Raw genomic sequence first — 22941 nt, forward strand, 5'->3', positions numbered from 1 at the left:
ATCATTTTCACAGAGAGTTTCCCACTGTTGCCCTGCCTGCTTCATGTCGGGATGGCAATCTCGAAGGTGGTTCCCTTTCCTTTTTCACTTCTGACCTCGATAACTCCCTTAACTTTGTTGATCGCGCTGTAGGCCATAAGCATCCCCAGACCTGTGCCTTCTTCTTTGGTGGAGTAGTACGGTTTGCCCAGCCGTGAGATTTCATCCTTCGTCATCCCGATGCCGGTGTCCCGGATGCTGATAATAATATTCTGCTTTCTTTCGGAGATATCAATGGACAGAACGCCGTCTTCCATTCCCTTCATCGCTTCGATCCCGTTTTTGTACAGATTAATCAGACATTGCTGCATCAGATTCCGGTCATAATGGGTGCTGAGTGAGTTGTTGAAGCTGAACTCGACCGCTACCTTATGGATTGTGGCATACGGCATGATGACATTCTTGGTATACTCACACTCGGCCTGCAGGTTGGAATAGACCATATTCTCCGCCTGCGGCTTGGCAAAAGAGAGATAATCGCTGATGATCTTCTCCGCCCGGTTCAGCTCCAGCAGCGACAGTTCAATATACCCCTTCTCTTCGGGCGTAAGCGTCTTCGATTTGTTCAGCAGCTGGAGGAACCCGCTCGTCACCGTTAACGGATTCCGCATCTCATGGGAGACGCTGGCCGCCAGCTCGCTAACCACATTAAGCCGCTCCGACTGCATAATCCGGTCACGATTCTTGAGATTGGTAATGATCTGCTCCAGCAGAATCATTAAGACGGCCATCACGGCTGCATGAGTGGTTAAAGCATAGAAGGTTAGCATCCAGAACTGCATATCCAGTGACTCCATAACCACGCTCAGCACAATCAGATAACAGCCCATCGTAAGTACGGCAATTACGGTTGCCCAGCTGATCCGTGTCTTGGGCTTCGAACGGATAAAACTTGCGCTTAATGATGGGACAATGATCAGCACAGCTGTTGAAAAAAGAAACGAGTGGATCGTTCCCTCTCCGCCTATGTAGAAACGGTATACGTTTAGTATGAGATAGAGCGGAAGAACATTTTTGTATCCTCCATACAAAGCTGCGATTATAAACGGAACATAACGCAGGTCAAAGATGAATCCTGTCTCCAGCGTGATCGGCTTGGCGATACACAGGATCATAGTTATAGCTGTGAGCAGCACAAGAATCTTCCGGTTATAGGCATGCGGCCTATTCTCGAAGAAGATCAGGAAGATCAGTACCGGAAACAGCATAAACAGGAAATTGAGAAGTAACGTCTCAAGCAAAGTTAACTTCCTTTCGGCTTTAATACTAGTATGGTCTACGCGTTTGTGCTCTGTGCACTATATTTAGAACATTACGCTAAACTAATATTATAAGTAAAGCTAAACCGGATTACTATAATAAGCTTCTGCAATTTTTCCAATAGATTACCACATGTTATTAACTCTGATATAATCAATTCACATGCCACATAACCGCATTTCAGGGGAGGAATCATTATGGCTTTTACCATTAATAATCTGAAGGACAACCCTAATGTTGTAATCAAAGAACAGCTTGGCGGATTCTCGGTCATTGAATATAAGGAGGATCTGAGCAGCACCTCCATGCTGGAAGCCCAGGCCAACTTCTTCATGAGCAAGAGCAATATGCGCAACAAGCAGCTGATGATTGAGCTTCATAATAGCGAGGTTATGCTGAGCGCAGGCGCTATGCAGTATATGATCGGCAATATCGAAATGACGTCGGGTGTCAAAGGTGTCGGCGGCCTGATGCGCAATATTATATCCAGTGCAGCAACAGGCACGAGTGCTATCAAACCGCTCTATAAAGGCACCGGGACGATTATGCTCGAAACCACCTACAAGTATCTCTGGCTGATTGACGTCGACAATGACCATATCGTGATTGATGACGGCATGTTCCTGGCCTGCGAGTCCACGCTGGAAATTGCCGTCGCTGCACGTAAGAATGTATCCTCTGCCGTACTCGGCGGAGAAGGACTGTTTAACCTGAGCGCACGGGGTAAAGGGATTATCGCCCTCGAAGCTCCGATTCCATCGGAGGAAGCCGTGGTGGTCGAGCTGCAGAATGATGTGCTTAAGGTAGATGGTAATTTCGCGTTGATGTGGTCGAACTCGCTTGATTTTACCGTAGAGAAATCCGGGAAAACCCGCATGGGCTCTGCCGTTTCCGGCGAAGGCCTGGTCAATGTATACCGGGGAACCGGTATGGTCTGGCTGGCACCGCTCATGAATTACAAGAACAGCCTGTTTCAGGCTGCACCTACCTCCTGATTCTGACGCCACTTGAGGCAATGCTCCATCCAACCTAAATTCATCTAAAGGACGGGCCATCCGTATGTCTATTCAAGCTGTATTATTTGATTTCGACGGAACACTCGCAGATACGCTGCCGTTATCCTTCCATGCGTTCCAGGCCGTATTTCAGCAATACGATCATAGAGAAGTCACCCGCGATGAACTTATCGCCATGTTTGGCCCCACCGAGGAAGACATCATTGGGGGCAATTTCGCCGACCCGTCTTCGGTTCCGCAAGCTATAGAAGATTATTATGCGTTATATAAGCAGGGACATTTCGAGGAATTTCAGAATGATGGGCACATTGTAGAATTACTTCAAGCGTTGAAGTCGCAAGGCATGAAGCTTGGAGTCATTACCGGCAAAAGCAGACGGGCCTATCAGATATCGGCCGGGGCGCTGGATCTGGATCGCTTCTTCGATATCTCCATTACCGGAGATGATGTCGTTAAGCCCAAGCCTGATCCCGAAGGCATTCTCTCCGCGCTGCGTACACTTGGCATTGATTCATCCCATGCTGTATTCGTAGGGGACAGTAATGCCGATATTCTCGCGGGCAAGGCTGCCGGACTGCCGACCTACGGTGTCCGCTGGCTGTCTACCTTCCAAAGCCAGGCCTACGATGTTTCGCCGGATGGCGTGTTTGAGAGTGTTGATGAGTTCCGGCAGCTTCTCCGGTTAAATAACATCATTCCAATGACTTTCAACTCCAGGCAGCAGGCGGCGGACATTACTGCACTGGAGCAGCTGTGCAGCGATGCCGATTCGGCCCAATTAAGTGCGGACCTTGAACATCTCGTCAAAGAAGATGGCGACCATGCCCTGCTCTGCTATCGCGGAAATCAGCTCATAGGTTTGCTAAGCTGGTTTGCATCCGAAGGCGATTATGCACAGATTAATGCCATGGTCCATCCGGATTACCGCCGTGAGGGTGTATTCCGCAGTCTTGTGCAGCGCGCCAAGGAAGATATCGCACCTCTCGCCGTACACAGGCTCAGCTACAGAGTTCCCAGCAGCTCGCAGGCAGGACTCCGTGCGGCACAGGCTACCGGTGCTGATTTTGAACGGTCAGAATACTCGATGTTGTACGCCCATACGGAGTCCAGAGGCCCGGTTCCGGCAGATGTACATCTGCTCCCTTCCTTGCCGGAGGACTTCGAATTCATGGTCTCCTGCTCGTCCCAGGCCTTCGGAGACTCCGAAGACTCCACCCGCGAGTATTTCCTGCAAACGAATGAACCGGAGCGTATAACCTATATTGCCTGGGCGGGCGGCCAGCGGATCGGCCTGATCCGGGTGAATTACGTGAATGAGGCAACAGCGTTTATCCATAATTTCTGCATACTGCCCGCCTGTCAGGGCCAAGGATACGGCGGGAAGGTGCTCCGGCAGACTGTTGATTTCCTGTTGCAGAAGAACTATTCTTCTATCCGTCTAGGGGTTGTCACCGAGAATAAACGGGCTTTGGATCTTTACCTCGGCGCCGGATTTAAGATTAATTCAGAGTATAAATATTACAGCGGCAGCCTGGCGTGAACACGGATTAAGAAGGAGCTGTATATGCCCATTACTGAGAGTATTCCCTGGACCATAGCCCTTCTCATTCTGCTGTCGGCAGTCTGGATTGTGCTCGTAAGCTGGAAGAACGGAATATCGCCGATGCCCGCCTCCAGGACAGTAAGGGCGGCAGTAGCCGGGGAGGTGAACCGTATCCCGGGATACGCCAATATTCTGGAGGCGGGGTCGGGCTGGGGAACGCTGGGCCTGGAAGTCATCCGCCGCTGCCCCGGCAAACGGCTGACCGGCATAGAGAACTCAAGTATCCCCTTGTGGTTCTCACAGCTATTTGCGGTAGTATGCACACGATTTCTGCCAGTGAAGGGCGAACGGGAGCGGCTGCGGGGCAAGATTATTTTCAGGCGGGGCGATATGTATAAGAGCAGCTTCGGCGATGCCGATATTGTGCTCTGTTACTTGTTCCCCGGAGCCATGGAACGGCTTGCTCCCAAGCTCAGGCAGGAGCTGCCGCCAGGTGCAGCTGTGATCAGTGTCTGCTTCGCGCTGCCGGACAAGCAGCCTGTCCGCATCATCACCTGCCCGGACCGGCTGCGCACGAAGGTGTATGTCTACAGCTTCTGAATATTATCAGCGTTAGGAACTGCAAATAGCCCAAAAGCTGCCGCTGCCTTGGGCCATTTCGATTGATCGCGTATTCTAGGACTTCCCCTTGTCCGCTAACTGCTCCTGTGCCAGACGGACCATCTCGCGGACCATGGAGCCGCCGATTCTGCCGCCAATCTGCCCTGCCGATTCCGTAGTCAGCTTACCGTTGTTCCCCGCCTGCAGCGGGATACCGAGCTCCTTCGCCACCTCGTATTTCACATCGTCCGGATGATTCGGATCTACTTGATATCCTTCTTGTCTCATGACCTCTGCTTTGAAGGTCTGCATGCTCTGAGCTGACCCGGGCACCGCGTATTTCCTGTTTCTTCTCGCCATTTCCGCTACACTCCCTCTGCTGTCTTTATTCTAAGTTGCCCCGGAGTGTATGTGATTATCCCGCCTTAAGACTGCATCCCGTCTTCAATCCGCTTCATGAAGTCTTCCACCGCGCTATAACCGAGCTGCTTGAGATACCAGTTGTTCGCCGCAGCTTCGATCAGTCCGGCCACATCACGCCCCGGCTGAAGCTGAACCTCGATATGCGGGATTTGAACGCCGAGATATTCCGTGAACTGGGGAACCAGCTCCAGCTCATTATTGAGTGAATTCTCCTGCCACGGTGCCAGCTCGATATCCAGTACAATCCGCGTCTCATCCTGAAAGGCCCTGCGCCCGTACTGGCGCACGACATTGATCAGGCCGATGCTGCGCAGCGCCAGGAACTCACGGGTCGTCTCATTATGTGTCCCGAGCAGCGTCGCCGGTCCCAGCTTCTTGAGCACCACAATATCATCGGCCACGAACCGGTGGCCCCGTCTGATGAGCGTATGCGCCGTTTCGCTTTTGCCGATCCCGGACTTGCCCCGAAGCAGAATTCCGATGCCCGACACGTTAACACACACCCCGTGAATTGACAGCTCCGGCGCCAGCGTCTTCACCAGAAAGCTGTCCAGCTTGGCAATAAACTCTGTCGTTACCTCTGGTGTCCGCAGCAGCGGAATGCCCTCCTGATTACAGTATAAGGTGAGATAAGGGATCTCTTGCTGGCCGCTCGTTACAATGAAGCAAGGCGGATGATATTTGACGATATTGCCGATATGCAGCATGCGTTCTTCTACACTCAGCGTCAATAAATAGTTAATCTCCTTGCGGCCGAGCACCTGTACCCGTGCCATCGGAAAGAAATCGAAATAACCGACAAACTCAAGCCCGGGTCTGTGCGTCCGTGGACGGGTAATGACGCGGTCCATGCGTTCTGCCCCTGCCAGCACTTCCAAATGAAACTTGTCCGTAAGATTCTGAACGGTGATAGATTTCATATTGTTCTCCTCCCAACCATTTTCTTCCGATAGATTCATTTAAAAATCTTGTAATCTGCACACGCTAATTATATATTAAAATCAATATATAAGACCTTTGACCCAGAAAAATCAATAAAACACTAAATATATCAAGAAGGTGTAGTATATTGGCCTTGGAGTCATGGATTGATCTGATGATGTGCTTCGTCTTGTTTCTTCTGTTTATATACATATTTACTTCGGTTACAATTACAAATTTGCACAAGGTCTACCTGGGTTTTCATTTCTCCATGATGATCTGGCCCTACTGCCAGTTTGCCATCCGGACCGTGGATGATCCCGTCTATCAGCTATTCTATGTGAAACTCGCGTTTGTCGATGCCTCCCTGCTGACGACGGGCTGGATCTTCTTCACCATTCTGCTCTCAGGACAATCGCAATTCCTTAACCGCAAAATATTAATCGCCCTGCTTGTTCCGGCATTCCTGTCGTCGCTGGCTGTGGTGCTGAATCCGAACGGCTGGTTTGTTCTCCCGGTAAACGGCGGATATGTGGAGCGGATCTACGGGCCTATTTTCTGGATTAACATGTCTATTCTCATCCTTCATGCCATCGTATCCCTATATATCATTTATGTAGCTCTGGTCTCCGACCAGGCGCCCCGAATCAAGAATCAGATCATGTATATGTTAAAAGGGATTGTTGCCGTATGTGCCTTCCTGATGCTCGATGTGTTCCTGAATGTAATCCTGGACGATTATCTGCCGGTTATTCCGGGCTTTACTTCGCTGGGCATAGTCGTGTCGGCTACATTCTTCGTGATTACCATTCACCAGGATAAGGTGTTTGATATTGTAACTATCGCCCACCAGGATATTATCAATACGATGGAGTACGGAATCCTTGTCCTCGACGATCAAGAACAGGTGGTCGAAATCAACCAGGCTCTGCTTCCCCAGATCCGGCTGAATCCCGGAGAGAGGTTCGATATGGCCCGCCACCTGCCCGGCGGCAACATCGTGAAGACCGAACAGTTCCTGCAAACCTACATTGACCATCCGCTTGAGGTAACCGAGACAGAACTAATGTATCCCGCACTCCAAATGTACATCAGCATTCATGCTGCACCGATTATGGTGAGCGGTGTGAGGGTGGGCCGGATTGTCACCTTCCAGAATATAACCGAGCTTCGGCGCCTCATTGATGAGACGAACCAGCAGAACACCATTCTGCAGGAGCGCAACTCCGCCTTAATCAAAGTCCAGGAAGAGCTGTTCCAGACGAACGCCAAGCTCCGGAAGATGGCCATCACCGACAGCCTGACCGGCTGCTTCAACCGCCATTATCTCATGCAGCAGCTGGAGAATGAATTAATGAAGGACCGGGATCCCAGGGTCCCTTCGACCATTATACTGATCGACATCGATTATTTCAAAATGGTCAATGACCGCTACGGCCACCTGGCCGGAGATGAGGTCATTTGCAGTACGGTGGAGGTCCTGCAGCGTAATCTGCGCCACTCCGATATTCTGTCCCGTTATGGCGGCGAGGAGTTCCTTATCTACCTGCCCGATACGGAAGAGGATGAGGCGTATGAGCTGGCAGAACAGCTTAAATCGAGCATTGAGTCCAACCAAATCAGAATTGATAATATAGACGAGCCTATATCCATCACCATCAGCATAGGACTGCTCAGCATCGGGGAATTCAAGGTCTCCCCGCCCATGAGTACAACGACTTACTTGAACGATTTGTTCAGATCGGCAGACAAAGCCTTGTACGCAGCCAAGCATCAGGGCCGCAATCAGATTGTTTCTGCGAGAAAATAGCAAATGCACGTAAGCCACCCGGCTCAGGAACCCGGGTGGCTTAACTTTTGTCCGGCGGCTGTCCGCTACTGCAACTTTAATTATAGCTAAGCTTTCTCTATACATCCGGTTTCGCCAAGCAGGATAATGAATAACAGCTAGAACTATCCGTCAAAAGGGGTTCCCGCAGATGAACTATGATTATCTTATCCGTGAGATTAACCGCTCCTACCCGCTTCGTATCGAGCAGATCCGGCTTCACCGGGAGATGATCGGCGGGGTGTATTTCGCAGAGGGCGGAGGTAACCGTTATGTTCTCAAAATATACCGCAGCTTCAAAACAGCCGATGCTCTGCAGTCCGTTCGCATTCTTGATTATTTACAGGAATGTTCCTATCCTGCGGTTACTGTTCTGCGGACCGCCGGGCAGGAGAGCCACATCCTTCTTGAGGCTCAGGATGGCTTGCACGCAGCTATACTCTACGATTATGTGGAGGGAGATAACCCTGAAGGCAAAGCTCAAGCGGGGTCTATCGGGCAACAAACCGGCGAGCTGCATCAGCTCATGCAGGGCTACCCGGATGAACTGATCCACCGTACAAAAACCGAATACATCGGTGACTATCTCTCCATTATGCGCGAAATGGACTGTGATTCCCAGTCCGTTGCTGCGCTCGAACACTATGGCAATGAACTATGGATCCGTATGTCAGAGCTGCCCAGACACTTTTGTCACGGCGATCTGCATACAGGCAACATAATTAGGGACAGCCGCGGGCAATACGTTCTTATGGACTTCGATGACGCCTCAGGGGATTATCCGGCCATGGATGTTGCCTATATGTCTGATGACACTCACTTTAATCAATTTCACGAGTCCATGTATGATGATACCCGGCGTCTGTTTGAGCAGTTCTATTCCGGATATAGTAAGGTACGGACCTTGAATGACAAGGAGTGCTCAGCCGTATTTGATTTCATTGCGGTAAGGCATTATCAGATCATCTCCAGAATTGTCCGCTGCCAGGGCTTGCAGTCGGTATCCAAGGCGTTCTGCGATGAGCAGTATGGCTGGCTTATGAAATGGCGGGAGCTTTGTCTGAGTAGACCACAATAGACCGGAATTTCGGATGAATTCAAACCTGCTGTAACCTTTTTGCAGGACGGCACGTCTAAGATCACAAATAAACCACAAACTACTCTATGAGGTGACTGGCAATGAAAAATACATTCAAGATCATTACTATATCTGCAGCTGCTGCACTGGCGCTCAGCTTCGCGGGACAACAGTTCGCTTCCGCAGCAGCCTTCAAGGATATTAACAATGTGCAGGACAAAGAGAAGATCATCGCCTTGCAGAATAGCGGCCTGATCAAAGGCATCAGCCAAGACCTGTTCGGCCCGAATATCAGTATCTCGGAGGCTGAAGGCGTGCAGATGATCGTAAATGCACTTGACCTGAACCTGGATCTGATCCGGTTCGTGAAAGAGCCGCACGCGTCCGACTATTTCAAGAATGCCAATGATTCCGCCTGGTACGCTGAAGCGCTCATTATTGCCGGTGTCCACGGGCTGGATCTGCCCGCTGACCTGAAGCCAAACCAGAAGTTAACACGTGAAGAATTCACGCATCAGCTCATTGATGCGATCGAAGCCAGCGGCCAGCTGCCGATGATTAAGCCGGTTGTTATTGATTATAAGGACCAGGATCAGGTCAAGGCCGAGTATTCCGGTTCGATCCAGCGCGCCTTGAACTACGGTGTTCTGAAGCTGGACGCCAATGGCAAGCTTAACCCTAAGCAGGAAATTACCCGGGCTGAAGCAGCTGTAGCGATCAGCAATGCACTGGCGTACCTGAAGGCACATCCGGCACCAGCTGAGGCAAGCGAGACACTCACTGCCGAAGAGGCCGTTCAGCTGATCAGGGAAGCCGCAGGTCCGGAAGCAGATCTGCAGATCAAGATTGATCCGGCTGCCAGCATGTCCCGCGAATCGTTCACCTACCTGCTGGTGCATACCCTCCAGACCAGCGGCCAGCTGCCGCTGCTTAATCTGATTCCGGTGGAGATCAAGGATAATGACAAGATCAATATCCTGAACTCGGGAGCCATTCAGACGGCGATTGCCTTGAAGATCGTGAAGCTGGATGCTGACGGCAAGTTCAATCCGCAGGCTGGAATTACCCGTACAGACGCGGCCGCTATGGTCAGCCAGGTTCAGGAGATCCTGAAACGGGCTGCTGCGAATCAATAATACCCGGAACATTCCCATTGTCCGCCAGCTATAATCAGCTCAAAAAGCACAAGTCAGTGGCTTGTGCTTTTTGGCATGTGCTATGATCGACGCCGGGGAACGCTGTCAGTGATAGAGTTACAGCATTAGAATCATCAGGTCCTCATCCAGATATTCATCCCCAACCTTCATCGCCTTCGGCTCTGTGCCATAGCAGATGAATCCAAGAGATTCGTACAGCCCTTTGGCAGATAGATTATTTGAGGTTACCGTTAAATTCAGAATTTCGAGCCCCGGCAACAGCCGCGCACGGGCAATCAGCTCCACCATTAAACGGCGCCCCACCCCCTGCTTACGGACATCCGAATCCACATATACTGAATATATATTAGCTTTATGATCAATTTTAGGCCTGCTCTCCCGGAAAAAAGTAACGATGCCCACCAGCTTCTCCCCGTCATCAAACGCTCCCAGCGTGAAATTATTCTCCGAGGGCTCAAGCCTGATACGGGTGGTCACTATGGATAATTTCTTCTCTGATTCATAGGAGCTGAGATAGACTTCCGGATGCCGCCGCAGCGCCTGCAGACGAAGCCCGCGGTAAATCTCCGCATCGGCGGATGTCAGTGTTCTTATATACAAAGGGATGGCCTCCTCAAAGGGTTTATGGATTAAAAATTGACAAACTTGCAGAATTTGGCTATATTTAGACGTGTAAAATTATATTTTAAACAACTTAATTTATTCGTTAGTTTGTCCTACATATTTTCGTTAGTTGGTCCTACATATTTATGAAAAGAGGGATTTACTGTGATGATTGTGAGTTCAATACTCGTGGCGTTAGTTGCGCTGGAGCATGTGTATATTCTAGTACTGGAAATGTTCCTGTGGACTACCCCGCGGGCGCAAAAGTCGTTCGGAACGACCCCGCAGTTCGCCCGGGAGACGAAATCGCTTGCTGCCAACCAGGGATTGTATAACGGCTTCCTGGCTGCCGGTTTAGTCTGGAGCCTGCTTCATCCGAATGATACCTTCGGTGTTCAGCTTCAATTGTTCTTCCTGATCTGTGTTGCGGTTGCAGCCATCTATGGCGGCATCACTGCCAAGAAATCAATTCTTTTGGTTCAGGGCCTCCCGGCCTTCATTGCTCTCATTACCGTTGTTCTGGCGAATCTGTAAAGCTTGCCGAAGGCTCAGGCAGTCTGCCTCTATTATATTAGATGGGGTTCACTGTGAGAATAGATAATCAGGGGTAATTTTCTTTGAGGGTAATGGCTTCAAAGGAATAATGATGTATGTAAGACCAGACAGCCATGTCCTGGTCTTTTTGTTGCCTGCAGGGGCGGCCTGCCGCTCTCCCCTCACAGCTTCTGCGCGAACTGGTTCAGCTGCCCGGACATCGTCCGGATCTCCTCAATGAAGCTGGAGATTTCATTCGTTGAAGCGGCCTGCTCTTGCCCGACTGACGCAATCTGATGGATCGATTGGCTGATCTGTTTCATCGCGGCTTGGATCTCCCCCAGGGTATCCCGGATCCGCTGCGCGGACTGCTCGGTTTCCTTCGAGAATTTGCGGATTTCCTTCGCTACAACGTCGAATCCCCGGCCCTTGTCCCCGGCGTGGGCGGCTTCAATGGCTGCATTAATCCCGAGCAGATTCGTCTGGTCGGCGACCTTCCTGAGGACAGTCAGCACTTCATCGCTTTTTTTGACACTTTCAGCGGTCGTTTCTGACTGGAGCAGCAGCTTCTGCGAGAAATCGGCAAGCAGGCCCGAGCCCTCTGCCACATGCCCGATCCGGGCATTCGCCTGATTCAGAGAGACAGAGATCTGATCGGCGATCTCGCGCAGCTCGGTCTGTCTGCGGACCTGGATGCAGATCGCCCCGCAGACCCTTCCATTCTCTTCGTGTACCGGAAGGACAGTGCCGACGAATTCATACCCGTAATAGTCCTTAGGGACATTAGCCTTTGAGAATTCATCATTTTTCAGTGCATGGTACAGGGGTTCGTCTGCGAGAATAATCTGCCCTGCCCGGATCCCCAGATCAATCGAAACACCAGGGAAATAAGCGATGAACTTCTCCGTGTCACAGACAGCAATAGATACATCATAGGGAAAAGCAGCCTTCAGGATCGGCGCCAGGTTCACTATATCTTCAAGGGAGCGGACAATGTTCTTCATGGATGCGGGTTCTCCTTTATTAAATCGCTTCACTGCACAGTAATATCTAGATTAAGGTTCGACATTTTCTGATGACTATCTTTTGTTCAAAACTTTATATTTAAAATTTAATCATACCCTCTTAACTTAAGTCAATGAAGCCCTGCAGGCAGATTAGTACAATATAACTGCAATCATTAATTCATTGGGGGTTATGCTGATGTCTGCTGCAGTGGCTCGAACCGGGGGAATCTCACTCATTGTAATGGCGGTTGCCGCCGCGCTCTCGTACGGATATGTTCATGGAAGTCTGGTGGTGGATGGGGATGCCGCTGCGACCTTCGCCAATCTTCAGGCCTCTCCGTTGCTGTTCAGAGCCGGGATTCTGGGCTGGGTACTCATCATGGCCTGTGACGTGGCAGCGGCCTGGGCCTTATATCTGGTAATGAAGCCTGTGCATCCGGGACTGTCCCTGCTGGGGGCATGGCTGCGCCTGGCTTATACGGCAGTATTGGGAATTGCTGTTTCCAGTCTGATCGTAGTCTCACTTCTTACAGACAACAGGGAACTTACGCTTACCGGCTTTACACGAGGGGAAGCTCAGGCGGAGGTGATGCTTATTCTTCAAGCTTTTGAAGCGGTATGGTCGGCTGGTTTAATTCTATTCGGGGGACATCTGCTGATTATAGGTGTACTGGCGGTTAATTCGCAGAATGTTCCGAAGCCCGTCAGTGTGCTGCTGCTGCTGGCAGGCTTCGGCTATATTGTGGTCCATCTGTGCGGCATACTTGTGCCCGGGTATGAGGAAGCCCTCCAAATCATCAAATGGGTGTTCATGCTGCCGATGACCGCAGGAGAGCTGGGGCTTGGCATCTGGCTGCTGTTCAAAGTCCCGGCTGTGCGTGTTCGCGTTCAAGCCGCTTCTTAATCCGGCTGAGCGATTCCGGTGTCATCCCGAGATAACTGGCCAGCTGATGCTGGGGGACGCGGCTGATCAATCCTGGTCTCCTATGCAGCAGTGCCTTCAGGCGGTCTTCGGGGGATGCCGCAATGAAAGCGGCGAATTCCGCCTGCACCTGCCCGAAATTCTCCTCGATCATCCGGCGTGTCATCAGCTCCAGCTGCGTATGTCTGGCGTACATGTCCTGCTCGGTATCCAGTGCACCGACTACCAGCACGCAGTTCTCCAGACAAGTCAGGCTGTATTCGGAAGAGGCCTCCTGCTTATGAGCATTGAAGATGGCAATCGCCTGCTCTTCTGTGTAGAAGTTGGAGGTAATGTCACGGCCTGCAACGTCAACGCTGTGCTGCCGCACGCATCCCCGCAGCACGAAATAGCATTTGCCCGGAACCTCCCCCTGTCTAAGCAGAACGGTTCCCTTGCTGTATTCCTCAACAAGAATCTCATCCAGAATAGCCTGCTGCTCTCCTTCACTGAGGGAGGTTAGCCGGGTCATATATTGGAGTAACAGCTGCTTCACGTTCCGCACATCCTTTATTGGCACTCGGGCTTATTTACTCCCTATTCTACTACAGCTGGCTGCCCTCCGGGTTGCTCACAGCAGAATAGCCGCCGGTACTAGTATCCTGATCACTCTTCTCCTTCTTACTTCTCATGGAATACAAGATGAACAACAGGATGAACCAGAGCGGGGTGAACAGCAGCGCCGGACGGGTCTCCTCTGCGAACAGCATAATGACCAGAATGGCGGCAAACAACGTCAATACCGCATAATTGATGACCGGTGTGAACGGTGCTTTGAATGTGGACGCGGCATGTAAGTCCGGGCGGTTCTTCTTATACTTGATATGACATACGAGCACAACACCCCACACCCAGATGAAGCAAATGGCGCTGATCGTTGTAACGATGCCGAAAGCCTGACCCGGAATAAGCTTGCTGAGCAGCGCCCCGGCCGAGATCACAAGCGTTGAGATAAATAAAGAGTTCGCAGGCACATGATTTCTGTTCAGTTTGCCGAGCTGCGGGGAGGCCTGATCCCTTCTGCTCAGATTATAGAGAATCCGGCTCGTGGAGAACATCCCGCTGTTGCAGGCGGAAGCCGCTGAGGTTAGGACGACGAAATTAATAATCCCCGCAGCAACCGGAATCCCGACCAGACTGAAGGTTCGCACAAAAGGACTTTCAGCCGCACTGAGCTGGGTCCACGGGTTAATGCACAGCAGGACGAAGAGCGCGCCTACATAGAAGAAGAGAATCCGCAGAGGAATCTTGTTAATTGCCGACGGAATATTTTTCTCCGGATCTGCTGTTTCTGCTGCCGAGACACCCACAAGCTCCACACCGACATAAGCGAACACAACCATCTGGAAGGAAAATAAGAAGCCTTTAACACCGTTCGGGAATACGCCCCCGTGCTCCCAGAGATTGCGGACCGTTACCGAGCCTGCATCTGTCTTGAATCCGATGACCAGCAGAATAATCCCCAGACCGATTAAGGCAAGAATCGTGACGACTTTGATTAGCGCAAACCAGAATTCGAGTTCGCCGAAGCTTTTGACTGTTAACAGATTGAGTCCTAACAGAATAATCAGGCAGATGACGGCCGGTACCCACTGCGGGATATCGAACCAGTACTGCACATAGACGCCCACCGCAATCACATCCGCCATCGCCGTCATAATCCAGCAGAACCAGTAGGTCCAGCCCGTAATGAATGCAGCCCGCGGCCCCAGATAGTCTTCAGCAATGTCTGTAAAAGATTGATATCCCGCTTTGGAGAGCAGCAGCTCACCCAGCGCCCTCATCACAAAAAATACGGATATCCCTACAAGTAAATACGTGATCATAATGGACGGGCCGGCCTGCTGAATCGCTTTGCCTGATCCCAGGAATAACCCTGTACCAATCGTGCCGCCGATGGCGATAAGCTGTACATGCCGGTTAGCCAAATCTCTCTTTAATTCTGTCTGTGCCATTGCCTTTTCCCCCTTAATGTGTACAACGCTTTGCTGCCAAGAAACACAAAAAGAGATTGGATATCATCCAATCTCCCGGTTCATAAGAATATCAAAATAAGCTACCTGCCCCGCTGATCGTAATTAATCAGCATGACAAATACAAATTCCGTACTCTTCTGTCCTTTTGCCTGAGATTGTGAACCCTTCGGCGCTGCGGAACTCCGCAGTCTCTCCAGAAGCTGCTCCTGCTATAGTGTGATCCATAGCAATCATAGCTCGTGTGATGTATTAAATTGGTGAAGCGTTAATGCATTCTGATATTCTAACATATTACTCGGCATGTGAGTATTGAACAGTGATAAAAGTCTCCTGCATTATATGTCCGCCTAGGAGTGTCTGTATGCGCCCCTGCACTGCAGCGTCATAAATGTTGTACGTATTGCAACTCGGATGCGCAGAACCTCGGGTGTTCGGGAGGATTGTTGTATGAAATACAAGAATTTCCCCGCTAAACCGCATGCAGGAAGAGAAATGCTGCCTTTTGTACAACAATATTGGATTTGGGCCGATATGCCGGGGGAATTGTTGTATTATGTGCAAAAAAAGCGGACAGGCAATAGCCTATCCGCTCATTTGATACGATATTATTCCGCTATTTACTTAATGATTACATAATCCAGGCCAACCAGCTTGGCATAGGTAACGATCTGATCTGTAGTCAGATTGAGGGATACCACGGTGTGGTGGCCGCCGCCGTTCTCGATCCACGCTTTAATTCCATCCTGGAAGTTAGGCTTCACCTGCCAGAGCACTCGTGCCACTGGAAGGTTCGGAGCAGGAACCGTCGGCTCAAAGGCAGTAACTTCGTTAATCAGCAGCTTGTAATGAGTGCCGAAGTCAGCCATCGATACAACGACGCCTTCGCCCGCTTTGCCGTCGAATACGAGACGGGCCGGATCTTCACGGTCGCCAATACCCAGCGGAGACACAAGCACCTTCGGCTTGTTGCTTGCCAGGCTCGGGTCAACCTCAAGCATGTGGGACTGCAGAATCGCTTCCTGGCCGGCAGCCATTTCATAGGTGTAATCTTCCATGAATCCGGTGTTCAGGTTATGGCTCATCACTTTCATCAGGCGGTCCAGGGCTGCTGTCTTCCAGTCCCCTTCGCCGGCGAAGCCGTAGCCTTGTGCCATCAGACGCTGAACCGCCAAACCCGGAAGCTGCTTCATGCCGTGCAGGTCTTCAAAGTTCGAAGTGAAGGCATTGTAATTTCCGGCATCAAGGAAGCGTTTAAGGGCGATTTCGTAGCTGGCCTGCACCTTCACGCTGGCTTCCCATGCTTCCTTGCTGTATGAACCGTAATCGAAGTCATACAGCTCTGCATATTCGGCGAACAGCGCATCAATTTCTTCTTCCTTCACTTCGTTCACGTACGCAACCAGGTCGCCGATGCCGAAGTAATCCACTGTCCAGCCGAACTGAATTTGGGCTTCTACCTTGTCGCCTTCGGTAACCCCAACGTTACGCATGTTGTCGCCGAAGCGGGCCACTTTGATGTTGAAGCTTTCGTTATAAGCTACGGCAACGTCCATCCACTCGGCAATTTGCTTCTGGACTTCAGCACGTTCCCAGTACCCTACTACCACTTTATTCTGTTTCTTCAAGCGGGCATTGATGAAGCCATATTCACGGTCGCCATGGGCAGCCTGATTCAGGTTCATGAAGTCCATATCAAGTGTTGCCCAAGGAATGCTCTCATTGTACTGAGTAGCCAGGTGCAGAAGCGGCTTTTGCAGCAGCTTCGTTCCGCGGATCCACATTTTGGCCGGGGAGAAGGTATGCATCCAGGTGATCACACCGGCAACCTCGTCACGGTAGTTGACTTCTTTCATAATCGAAGTGATTGTGTCTGCGCTGACAGCCAGGTCCTGCAGCACCAGCGGATACGGCAGCACACCGCTGTTATTGAGGGCATCCGTCATTTCCTGCGCATGAGCTTTAACTTCACCGAGGGCTTCTTCTCCGTACAGATGCTGTGATCCTACAACAAACCAGAATTGCTTAGCGCTTACTGTTGACATATTCGTTCATCCTCTTCTCTTGGATATTATAGTATGGGTATTATTTCTGGCCGTAATAGGCGCCTGCACCATGCTTGCGCAGATAATGTTTATCCAGAATCCGCTGCGGCAATTCTTCAGCGAAATGGTTCAGCTCGCGGGCAAAATGGTTCATCTTGGACACTTCCTCCAGCACCACGCTGTTCATCACTGCATCATGGGCATTCTTTCCCCAGGTGAACGGGCCGTGGCCTTTCAGCAAAACCGCCGGAACCGCCATAATATCAATGCCCCGCTGCTCAAAGGTCTCAATGATCACATGCCCGGTTTCCGCTTCATAACCACGGTCAACCTCCTCCTGCGTCAGGAAGCGGGTACACGGTACAGAGCCATAGAAGGTATCGGCATGTGTCGTGCCCATGACGGGAACATCAAGCCCGGCCTGCGCCCAGATGGTTGCCCAGGTCGAATGCGTGTGCACGATACCGCCGATCTCCGGATAATGCTTATACAATACCGCGTGAGTCGGTGTATCCGAAGAAGGTCTCATTTCCCCTTCAACTACGTTGCCGTCGAAATCCACAACGACCATATCGCTTGGCTTCATCTTGTCATAGCTGACGCCGCTCGGCTTGATGACGAACAGACCGCTTGCGCGGTCCACCGCACTCACATTGCCCCAGGTGTATTTGATGAGTCCTTGCTTAGGCAGATCCAGATTGGCCTCGAATACCTCTTCTTTCAGTTGCTCTAACATAAATTAACCCCTCCCGTTCTCTACCAGATGATCTACAGCAGCCTGCTCGATCGCAATTCCTGCAGTGTAACGTTCCATGAACAGCTCGAAGCCCTTAACATCTGCTTCATCCGGATGAATGACTTGCCCTTCAACATCCTTGAATACCTTGTGATCGAGGAAATCGTCGAGACGCTCCTGCTGCTCTTTGTTCTGCATGTATGCAGCCAGAATTGCCATCCCCCATGCGCCGCCTTCTCCGGCTGTTGCCATGACAGAGACAGGGACGTTCATTGCAGCGGCCACGATTTTTTGCCCGACAACAGGAGTTTTGAACAGCCCGCCGTGAGCCAGAATGCTGTCGATGGATACCTGTTCTTGCTTGGTCAGAATATCCATTCCGATCTTCAGTGCGCCAAAAGCGGAGAATAAATGCGTCCGCATGAAGTTGGCCAGATTGAAGCGGCTCTCCGGTGAACGCACAAACAATGGCCGGCCCTTCTCGATCCCGGTGATATTCTCACCCGAGAAATACCCGTAGCTCAGCAGACCTCCGCCATCAGCATCCGCCTCCAGTGCCTTATTGAACAGGACACTAAACAACTGGCCGGGGTCAGACTTAAAGCCCATCGCCTCCGAGAATTCACGGAACAAGCCGACCCAGGCATTGATGTCGCTGGAACAGTTGTTGGCATGAACCATGCCGACCGGACTGCCGTCTGGAGTCGTTACCATATCAATCTCCGGATATACGGCTGTAAGATCCTTCTCAAGTACGATCATTGCAAACACGGAAGTGCCTACAGAGATGTTACCGGTCCGTTTGCGGACACTGTTCGTAGCCACCATTCCTGTTCCGGCGTCGCCTTCCGGAGGACACAGCGGAATACCCGGCTGCAGGTCCCCGGACGCATCCAGAATTAACGCACCCGCTTCGGTTAATAGCCCTGCCTGCTCACCCGCAGTATAAACTTTAGGAAGAATATCTTTCAGCTTCCAAGGGTAGCCCTTGTCTGCAATGAGTTCATCAAATTGTGCAACCATCGCTGCATTGTAATCCTGCGTAGCCTCATCTATCGGGAAAACACCTGAAGCATCGCCGATCCCGATCGCCTTGCTGCCGGTCAGCAGCCAGTGAATATACCCGCCCAGCGTCGTTACGAACTCCGCCTGAGGCACATGCTCTTCCCCGTTCAGTATCGCCTGATACAGGTGCGCTATGCTCCAGCGTTCAGGAATGTTGAATTGGAATATATCCGTCAATTCTTTGGCCGCAGCACCGGTTGTTGCATTACGCCAGGTCCGGAATGGAACCAGCAGCCCGCCTGCGCTGTCAAAAGCCATATATCCGTGCATCATTGCCGAGAACCCGATAGAACCAACGGTCGTAAGCGTAACACCGTATTTCTGCTGGACTTCCTGCTTCAGTTCACGGTAAGCCTCCTGCAGGCCCTTGATAATGTCTGTCAAATGATACGTCCAGTACCCGCCTTCAAGCAGATTCTCCCACTCGAAGCTTCCGGATGCAATTGTCCCGAAACGCTGATCAATCAGTACTGCCTTGATACGTGTGGATCCAAATTCGATACCCAGTGCAGTTTCTCCCTTAAGTATCGCTTGCCCGATGTTCTGATCCATGCCCACGTTACTCCTCTCTGAACCAAACTGTTATAATAGAAATGGAAAGAAGGCGCTTCCTTTATTAACAGACTTAGTATATTTTTTGTTCGTACATTTGTCAACATTATACACAAGATATACCTACATATTTTACAATGATCCATTCATATTTGCCCGGAAAAGCTGGTACATAGTAGACATCGGATTATAATAACGATATATTCATACTATAATGTGTACGTACAACTATTGCGGACATGTGGATTCGCATATGAACAACCATGAAAGAAGTGAGCCGTATGAAGACCAAATACCAGATCATTTTTGATGATATAAAAAGCAATATACTATCAGGAACGTATAGCGTGGGTGAACAAATCCCTACAGAATTGGCCTTGCAGGATACGTATGGCGTTAGCCGGCAGACTGTCCGGAAGGCTATCTTAGAGCTGTCCAATGAGGGCTTCCTAAGAAGCGAGAAAGGCTCGGGCACCTATGTAAGCAACCAGTTCCGCTCCAAATCAGGAGGGAATCCCAATAATAAAACCATCGGTGTCATCACGACCTACCTCTCAGATTACATCTTCCCTTCCATCATCCGCGGGATCGAGAGCAGACTCAACGAGGATAACTATTCACTGCTGCTCGCCAGTACCAATAACGATGTCGCCCAAGAGAAGAAGGCGCTGGAAATGATGCTGTCCTTCGGTGTCGAAGGTCTCATTATTGAGCCTACGAAGAGCAATCTGTACAATCCGAATATCGCCTACTACCTGTCGTTCAAAGAACAGGATGTCCCATTCATCATGATCAATGCTTATTACGAGGAACTGGAGGTACCCTTCTTCTGCCTCGATGATGTGCAGTCCAGTTATCTGGCGACCAAAGAGCTAATTTCGAAGGGCCACACCCAGATCGGTATTATCGCCAAAATGGATGACCTGCAAGGCAAGTACCGCATGAAGGGCTATATCAAAGCGCTCGGCGAAGCCAAATTACGCTTCCATCCTGAGCAGGTGCTGTCCTTCGATACCGAGTCTAAGCAGGCCCTGTCAGAGAACTTGAAGCAATTCCTGACCGATAACAGAGAGGTATTAACGGCTATTGTCTGCTATAACGATGAGGTTGGCCTGGAAGTCGTAAATGTGTGCAGGCAGCTGGACATATCGATCCCGGATGATTTATCAATCATCGGCCAGGATAATTCTTATATCGCCAAGAATGCAGGCATCAAGCTCACTACCCTAACTCATCCGCAGGAACAAATGGGCCGTGACGCCGCCGAATGGGTCATTAAGAAGCTGCAGGGGAAAAAGGATCTGCGGAACAGCACCTACTATCAGCCTGTGCTGATTGAGGGAGAGACGGTTAGGGTGCTGGATTAGCAGAATTTTCAAAAAAAATTCACAAAGCAGTTCACCTATCCCCCTTTCTAACATACCTTGAAGAAACCACTGGAAAGGGGACAAATCAATGTATCTGCTCTGGGTTTTGATTATCGGCGGAATTATCGGCTGGCTAAGCGGCAATCTGATTGGACGGGACGTTCCAGGGGGCGTGCTGGGGAATATCATTGCCGGCTTTGTCGGCTCCTGGCTGGGTACAGAGCTGCTTGGGCCAAGGGGACCAGTTGTTGGCGGATTTCATATCATTCCGGCCATCGTTGGATCAATCATTGCCTTACTGATATTCTTTGCACTGGCCCGCGGCGGCGCATTCCGCAGACGTTAGGATCCGGCTAGCTCCATCTGCTGGTTGTAGACAAATCCCCCCTGTAACAATAGGCGCAAGCGAATGGAACAACCCTGATTCTCTTTATGAGGACCGGGGTTGTTTTATTTTTTTTCCTGAAAAATAACTTTTTGTATCCTTCATCCATCTAATTATACAGAGGGCCCTCAAGGAGGAAGAATGATTTGCTGGAAAACGAACTGGATATCAGAAAGGCACAGAGAGGCGACCACGAGGCGTTCACCCGTCTGTTCAGGCAGCTGGAAGCACAGCTGTATCGTGTAGCCAAGACCATTCTGGTACAAGATGAAGATTGCGCGGATGCTCTTCAGGAGACGACACTGAAGGTATACAAAGGACTCACCAGCCTTAAACAGCCCAAGTTCTTCAAGACCTGGGTCATACGCATCCTGATTAATGAATGCAATCAGCTGCTCCGGATGCGGGAGCGGACGGTGACTGTGGCAGAAGTTCCTGAAGAAACGGACGTCTCCTATGTTCATTTTGATAATTCAGGGGCCGTGGACCTGCAGAGCTGTATTAACCGGCTGGACGAATCCCTGCGGCTTGCGATCGTGCTTTTCTATTATGAGGATTTATCCATCAAGCAGATTGCGGGTGTGCTTGGCATCTCGGAAGGAGCGGTCAGGGCACGCCTTCACCGCGCACGCCGGTTGTTATTCGAACAGATTCAGCCTGTGCGGGAGGAAGGTCTTGCCAATGAACAATAACTATTTAGATAAACAGCTCAGGGAGCTTGGACAAGCTGCGCCACAGGAGCTTCCCCCTTCACTGCGGGCGCGGCAGGATGCGGTCTATGCAACACTGGCCTCCAGCGTCCAGGATTCTGCGGAATCCAGAAAGAACAGAAAGCTCTATCCCGGAATTTCAGCTGCAGCTGCCGCCCTAGTGCTGGGCGTGATGCTGACAGCGGCCTATCCGCCGGAGCTGGCCCATGCGCTGAAGCAGCTTCCGTGGGTAGGGGGCATTTTTGAACGGGCCGATGATTTGGGGCTGCAGGCCGCCGTACGGCTGGGTCTGATCTCCCGCCCGGATAGCAGGGATACCCATGAGGGCATCACTTTATCCGCTGAAGAGGCCGTATTTGACGGCAGCCGCCTGGCCTTCTCGGTGAAGCGTGAGGGAGACGGGCTGGACAGCAAGCTGACCGGAGTGACGGTGGGGCCAGATGGAAAGGTCTTTCAAGAGAAAGGGACGATAACCTCTGCTGAAGTATTGATCGACGGGGCTTCACTGGAGGAATTCTCAGAGGGGCTTTGGGCAGTTATGCCCTTACTGAGCTGGACGGAGGGGACGGAGAGCAACACAGCTATTTTTAAACTGGTGGATCCTTCGACTCTAAGCATCTCTGCCAAGCCTTTCCCTGAGCACTTTGTACTAACCGCAACCATCGGCTTGGAAGGAATAGAAGAACCGTTTGTTCTCCGTATTCCTGCCCGCAAGGCAACACAGAATATCATCGACAAGCCTGATCTGCGTGCACAAGCCGGTGGATGGAGCCTGATGCTGAACAAGCTGGAGTACAGTCCGCTTACGACCCGCCTGTCCCTCCTGCTTGAACAAGAAACTGAGGAAGACAGTCCGGCTATGGATCTAATAGGCTTTGAAGTTACGGATGAACAGGGACAGATACTGAAAGTTATCTCGCAAAAAGCGTCCCCGGCTTCCGCTAGATCACGCAACGTGGATTTGCTTACAGAGCCATTCGGCAAGCGCCCGAATCTGCTCACCATCCGGGCCTATCTGAATGAATTCGCAGATCCGGAGCGTAACAGCGGAGCCTTCAAGACTGACAGCTCCGGAGAGCCGGTGAAGCATTATATCGACGGGCTGGAAATGAACGTGCGGGTCCAATAAGAACTTAGG

At 51.0% G+C, this 22941-nt stretch carries 23 protein-coding genes and 1 riboswitch; of the genes, 13 read left to right on the forward strand and 10 right to left on the reverse strand.

Going from position 1 to position 22941, the window contains the following annotated elements:
- Nucleotides 1-41: 41 nt before the first annotated feature.
- A complete protein-coding gene (locus PBOR_RS34060; protein ID WP_042218510.1) occupies nt 42-1280 on the reverse strand; it encodes an ATP-binding protein in 1239 nt (412 codons plus the stop codon).
- A 216-nt stretch (nt 1281-1496) separates the two neighbouring features.
- Here PBOR_RS34060 and PBOR_RS34065 point away from each other — a divergent pair, with 216 nt between their 5' ends.
- From PBOR_RS34065 to PBOR_RS34075, 3 genes are all read left to right on the forward strand, one after another.
- Nucleotides 1497-2294 (forward strand): AIM24 family protein, encoded by a 798-nt coding sequence (locus PBOR_RS34065; RefSeq protein WP_042218512.1) that lies wholly within the window; start codon nt 1497-1499, stop codon nt 2292-2294.
- A 64-nt stretch (nt 2295-2358) separates the two neighbouring features.
- Nucleotides 2359-3855, forward strand: a complete 1497-nt coding sequence (locus tag PBOR_RS36560; protein WP_081972303.1) for a GNAT family N-acetyltransferase — start codon at nt 2359-2361, stop codon at nt 3853-3855.
- Between the two features lie 24 nt (nt 3856-3879).
- On the forward strand, nt 3880-4458 hold the full coding sequence (locus tag PBOR_RS34075; RefSeq protein ID WP_042218513.1) for a class I SAM-dependent methyltransferase: 579 nt from the start codon (nt 3880-3882) through the stop codon (nt 4456-4458).
- Between the two features lie 75 nt (nt 4459-4533).
- On the opposite strand, the gene PBOR_RS34080 is transcribed toward PBOR_RS34075, so the two are convergent.
- Together PBOR_RS34080 and hprK are read right to left on the reverse strand one after the other, a co-directional pair.
- Nucleotides 4534-4818 (reverse strand): alpha/beta-type small acid-soluble spore protein, encoded by a 285-nt coding sequence (locus PBOR_RS34080; protein WP_042218515.1) that lies wholly within the window; start codon nt 4816-4818, stop codon nt 4534-4536.
- 65 nt (nt 4819-4883) lie between these two features.
- On the reverse strand, nt 4884-5801 hold the full coding sequence (gene hprK, locus PBOR_RS34085) for an HPr(Ser) kinase/phosphatase (RefSeq protein WP_042218518.1): 918 nt from the start codon (nt 5799-5801) through the stop codon (nt 4884-4886).
- Nucleotides 5802-5950: 149 nt separating this feature from the next.
- Here hprK and PBOR_RS34090 point away from each other — a divergent pair, with 149 nt between their 5' ends.
- From PBOR_RS34090 to PBOR_RS36565, 3 genes are all read left to right on the forward strand, one after another.
- Nucleotides 5951-7612 carry a histidine kinase N-terminal 7TM domain-containing diguanylate cyclase gene (locus tag PBOR_RS34090; protein WP_052429771.1) on the forward strand — a complete coding sequence of 554 codons (1662 nt, stop codon included), beginning with the start codon at nt 5951-5953 and terminating at the stop codon, nt 7610-7612.
- A gap of 169 nt (nt 7613-7781) precedes the next feature.
- Entirely contained in the window at nt 7782-8708 is a 927-nt protein-coding gene (locus PBOR_RS34095) for a phosphotransferase enzyme family protein (RefSeq protein WP_042218521.1), read from the forward strand.
- Nucleotides 8709-8809: 101 nt separating this feature from the next.
- Entirely contained in the window at nt 8810-9844 is a 1035-nt protein-coding gene (locus PBOR_RS36565; protein WP_081972304.1) for an S-layer homology domain-containing protein, read from the forward strand.
- A gap of 117 nt (nt 9845-9961) precedes the next feature.
- Here the strand turns inward: PBOR_RS36565 and PBOR_RS34110 are convergent, their stop codons facing one another.
- The gene (locus PBOR_RS34110) at nt 9962-10465 is read right to left on the reverse strand and encodes a GNAT family N-acetyltransferase (RefSeq protein WP_042218522.1); all 504 of its coding nucleotides are present in this window, start codon (nt 10463-10465) and stop codon (nt 9962-9964) included.
- 168 nt (nt 10466-10633) lie between these two features.
- Here PBOR_RS34110 and PBOR_RS34115 point away from each other — a divergent pair, with 168 nt between their 5' ends.
- The gene (locus PBOR_RS34115) at nt 10634-11002 is read left to right on the forward strand and encodes a DUF1304 domain-containing protein (protein WP_042218524.1); all 369 of its coding nucleotides are present in this window, start codon (nt 10634-10636) and stop codon (nt 11000-11002) included.
- Between the two features lie 182 nt (nt 11003-11184).
- On the opposite strand, the gene PBOR_RS34120 is transcribed toward PBOR_RS34115, so the two are convergent.
- On the reverse strand, nt 11185-12006 hold the full coding sequence (locus PBOR_RS34120; protein ID WP_042218526.1) for a methyl-accepting chemotaxis protein: 822 nt from the start codon (nt 12004-12006) through the stop codon (nt 11185-11187).
- A 199-nt stretch (nt 12007-12205) separates the two neighbouring features.
- Between PBOR_RS34120 and PBOR_RS34125 the strand changes: the two genes are divergently transcribed.
- Entirely contained in the window at nt 12206-12913 is a 708-nt protein-coding gene (locus tag PBOR_RS34125; RefSeq protein ID WP_042218527.1) for a DUF4386 domain-containing protein, read from the forward strand.
- Here the strand turns inward: PBOR_RS34125 and PBOR_RS34130 are convergent.
- Nucleotides 12870-13442, reverse strand: a complete 573-nt coding sequence (locus PBOR_RS34130; RefSeq protein WP_425415557.1) for a Crp/Fnr family transcriptional regulator — start codon at nt 13440-13442, stop codon at nt 12870-12872. The two genes, PBOR_RS34125 and PBOR_RS34130, sit on opposite strands and share 44 nt — an antisense overlap.
- 73 nt (nt 13443-13515) lie before the next feature.
- A complete protein-coding gene (locus PBOR_RS34135; RefSeq protein WP_042218530.1) occupies nt 13516-14925 on the reverse strand; it encodes an amino acid permease in 1410 nt (469 codons plus the stop codon).
- A gap of 148 nt (nt 14926-15073) precedes the next feature.
- Nucleotides 15074-15153: riboswitch (glycine riboswitch) on the reverse strand.
- A gap of 240 nt (nt 15154-15393) precedes the next feature.
- Here PBOR_RS34135 and PBOR_RS34140 point away from each other — a divergent pair.
- Nucleotides 15394-15582, forward strand: a complete 189-nt coding sequence (locus PBOR_RS34140) for a hypothetical protein (RefSeq protein ID WP_042218532.1) — start codon at nt 15394-15396, stop codon at nt 15580-15582.
- On the opposite strand, the gene araA is transcribed toward PBOR_RS34140, so the two are convergent.
- From araA to PBOR_RS34155, 3 genes are read right to left on the reverse strand one after another with little or no spacing between them, the layout of a single operon-like run.
- The gene (gene araA, locus PBOR_RS34145) at nt 15564-16988 is read right to left on the reverse strand and encodes an L-arabinose isomerase (RefSeq protein ID WP_042218534.1); all 1425 of its coding nucleotides are present in this window, start codon (nt 16986-16988) and stop codon (nt 15564-15566) included. The two genes, PBOR_RS34140 and araA, sit on opposite strands and share 19 nt — an antisense overlap.
- Nucleotides 16989-17028: 40 nt before the next feature.
- Nucleotides 17029-17724 carry an L-ribulose-5-phosphate 4-epimerase gene (locus tag PBOR_RS34150; protein ID WP_042218536.1) on the reverse strand — a complete coding sequence of 232 codons (696 nt, stop codon included), beginning with the start codon at nt 17722-17724 and terminating at the stop codon, nt 17029-17031.
- Between the two features lie 3 nt (nt 17725-17727).
- Entirely contained in the window at nt 17728-19341 is a 1614-nt protein-coding gene (locus tag PBOR_RS34155; protein WP_042218538.1) for a xylulokinase, read from the reverse strand.
- 281 nt (nt 19342-19622) lie between these two features.
- Here PBOR_RS34155 and PBOR_RS34160 point away from each other — a divergent pair, with 281 nt between their 5' ends.
- From PBOR_RS34160 to PBOR_RS34175, 4 genes are all read left to right on the forward strand, one after another.
- Entirely contained in the window at nt 19623-20708 is a 1086-nt protein-coding gene (locus PBOR_RS34160) for a GntR family transcriptional regulator (RefSeq protein ID WP_042218540.1), read from the forward strand.
- An 88-nt stretch (nt 20709-20796) separates the two neighbouring features.
- On the forward strand, nt 20797-21054 hold the full coding sequence (locus PBOR_RS34165; RefSeq protein WP_042218542.1) for a GlsB/YeaQ/YmgE family stress response membrane protein: 258 nt from the start codon (nt 20797-20799) through the stop codon (nt 21052-21054).
- Between the two features lie 185 nt (nt 21055-21239).
- Entirely contained in the window at nt 21240-21785 is a 546-nt protein-coding gene (locus PBOR_RS34170) for a sigma-70 family RNA polymerase sigma factor (protein ID WP_245647986.1), read from the forward strand.
- Nucleotides 21775-22932, forward strand: a complete 1158-nt coding sequence (locus PBOR_RS34175; RefSeq protein ID WP_042218544.1) for a DUF5643 domain-containing protein — start codon at nt 21775-21777, stop codon at nt 22930-22932. The genes PBOR_RS34170 and PBOR_RS34175 overlap by 11 nt, the downstream gene beginning before the upstream one ends.
- The last annotated feature ends 9 nt before the right edge of the window (nt 22933-22941 follow it).

It is taken from the genome of Paenibacillus borealis, from assembly GCF_000758665.1.
GTDB lineage: Bacteria > Bacillota > Bacilli > Paenibacillales > Paenibacillaceae > Paenibacillus_AQ > Paenibacillus_AQ borealis.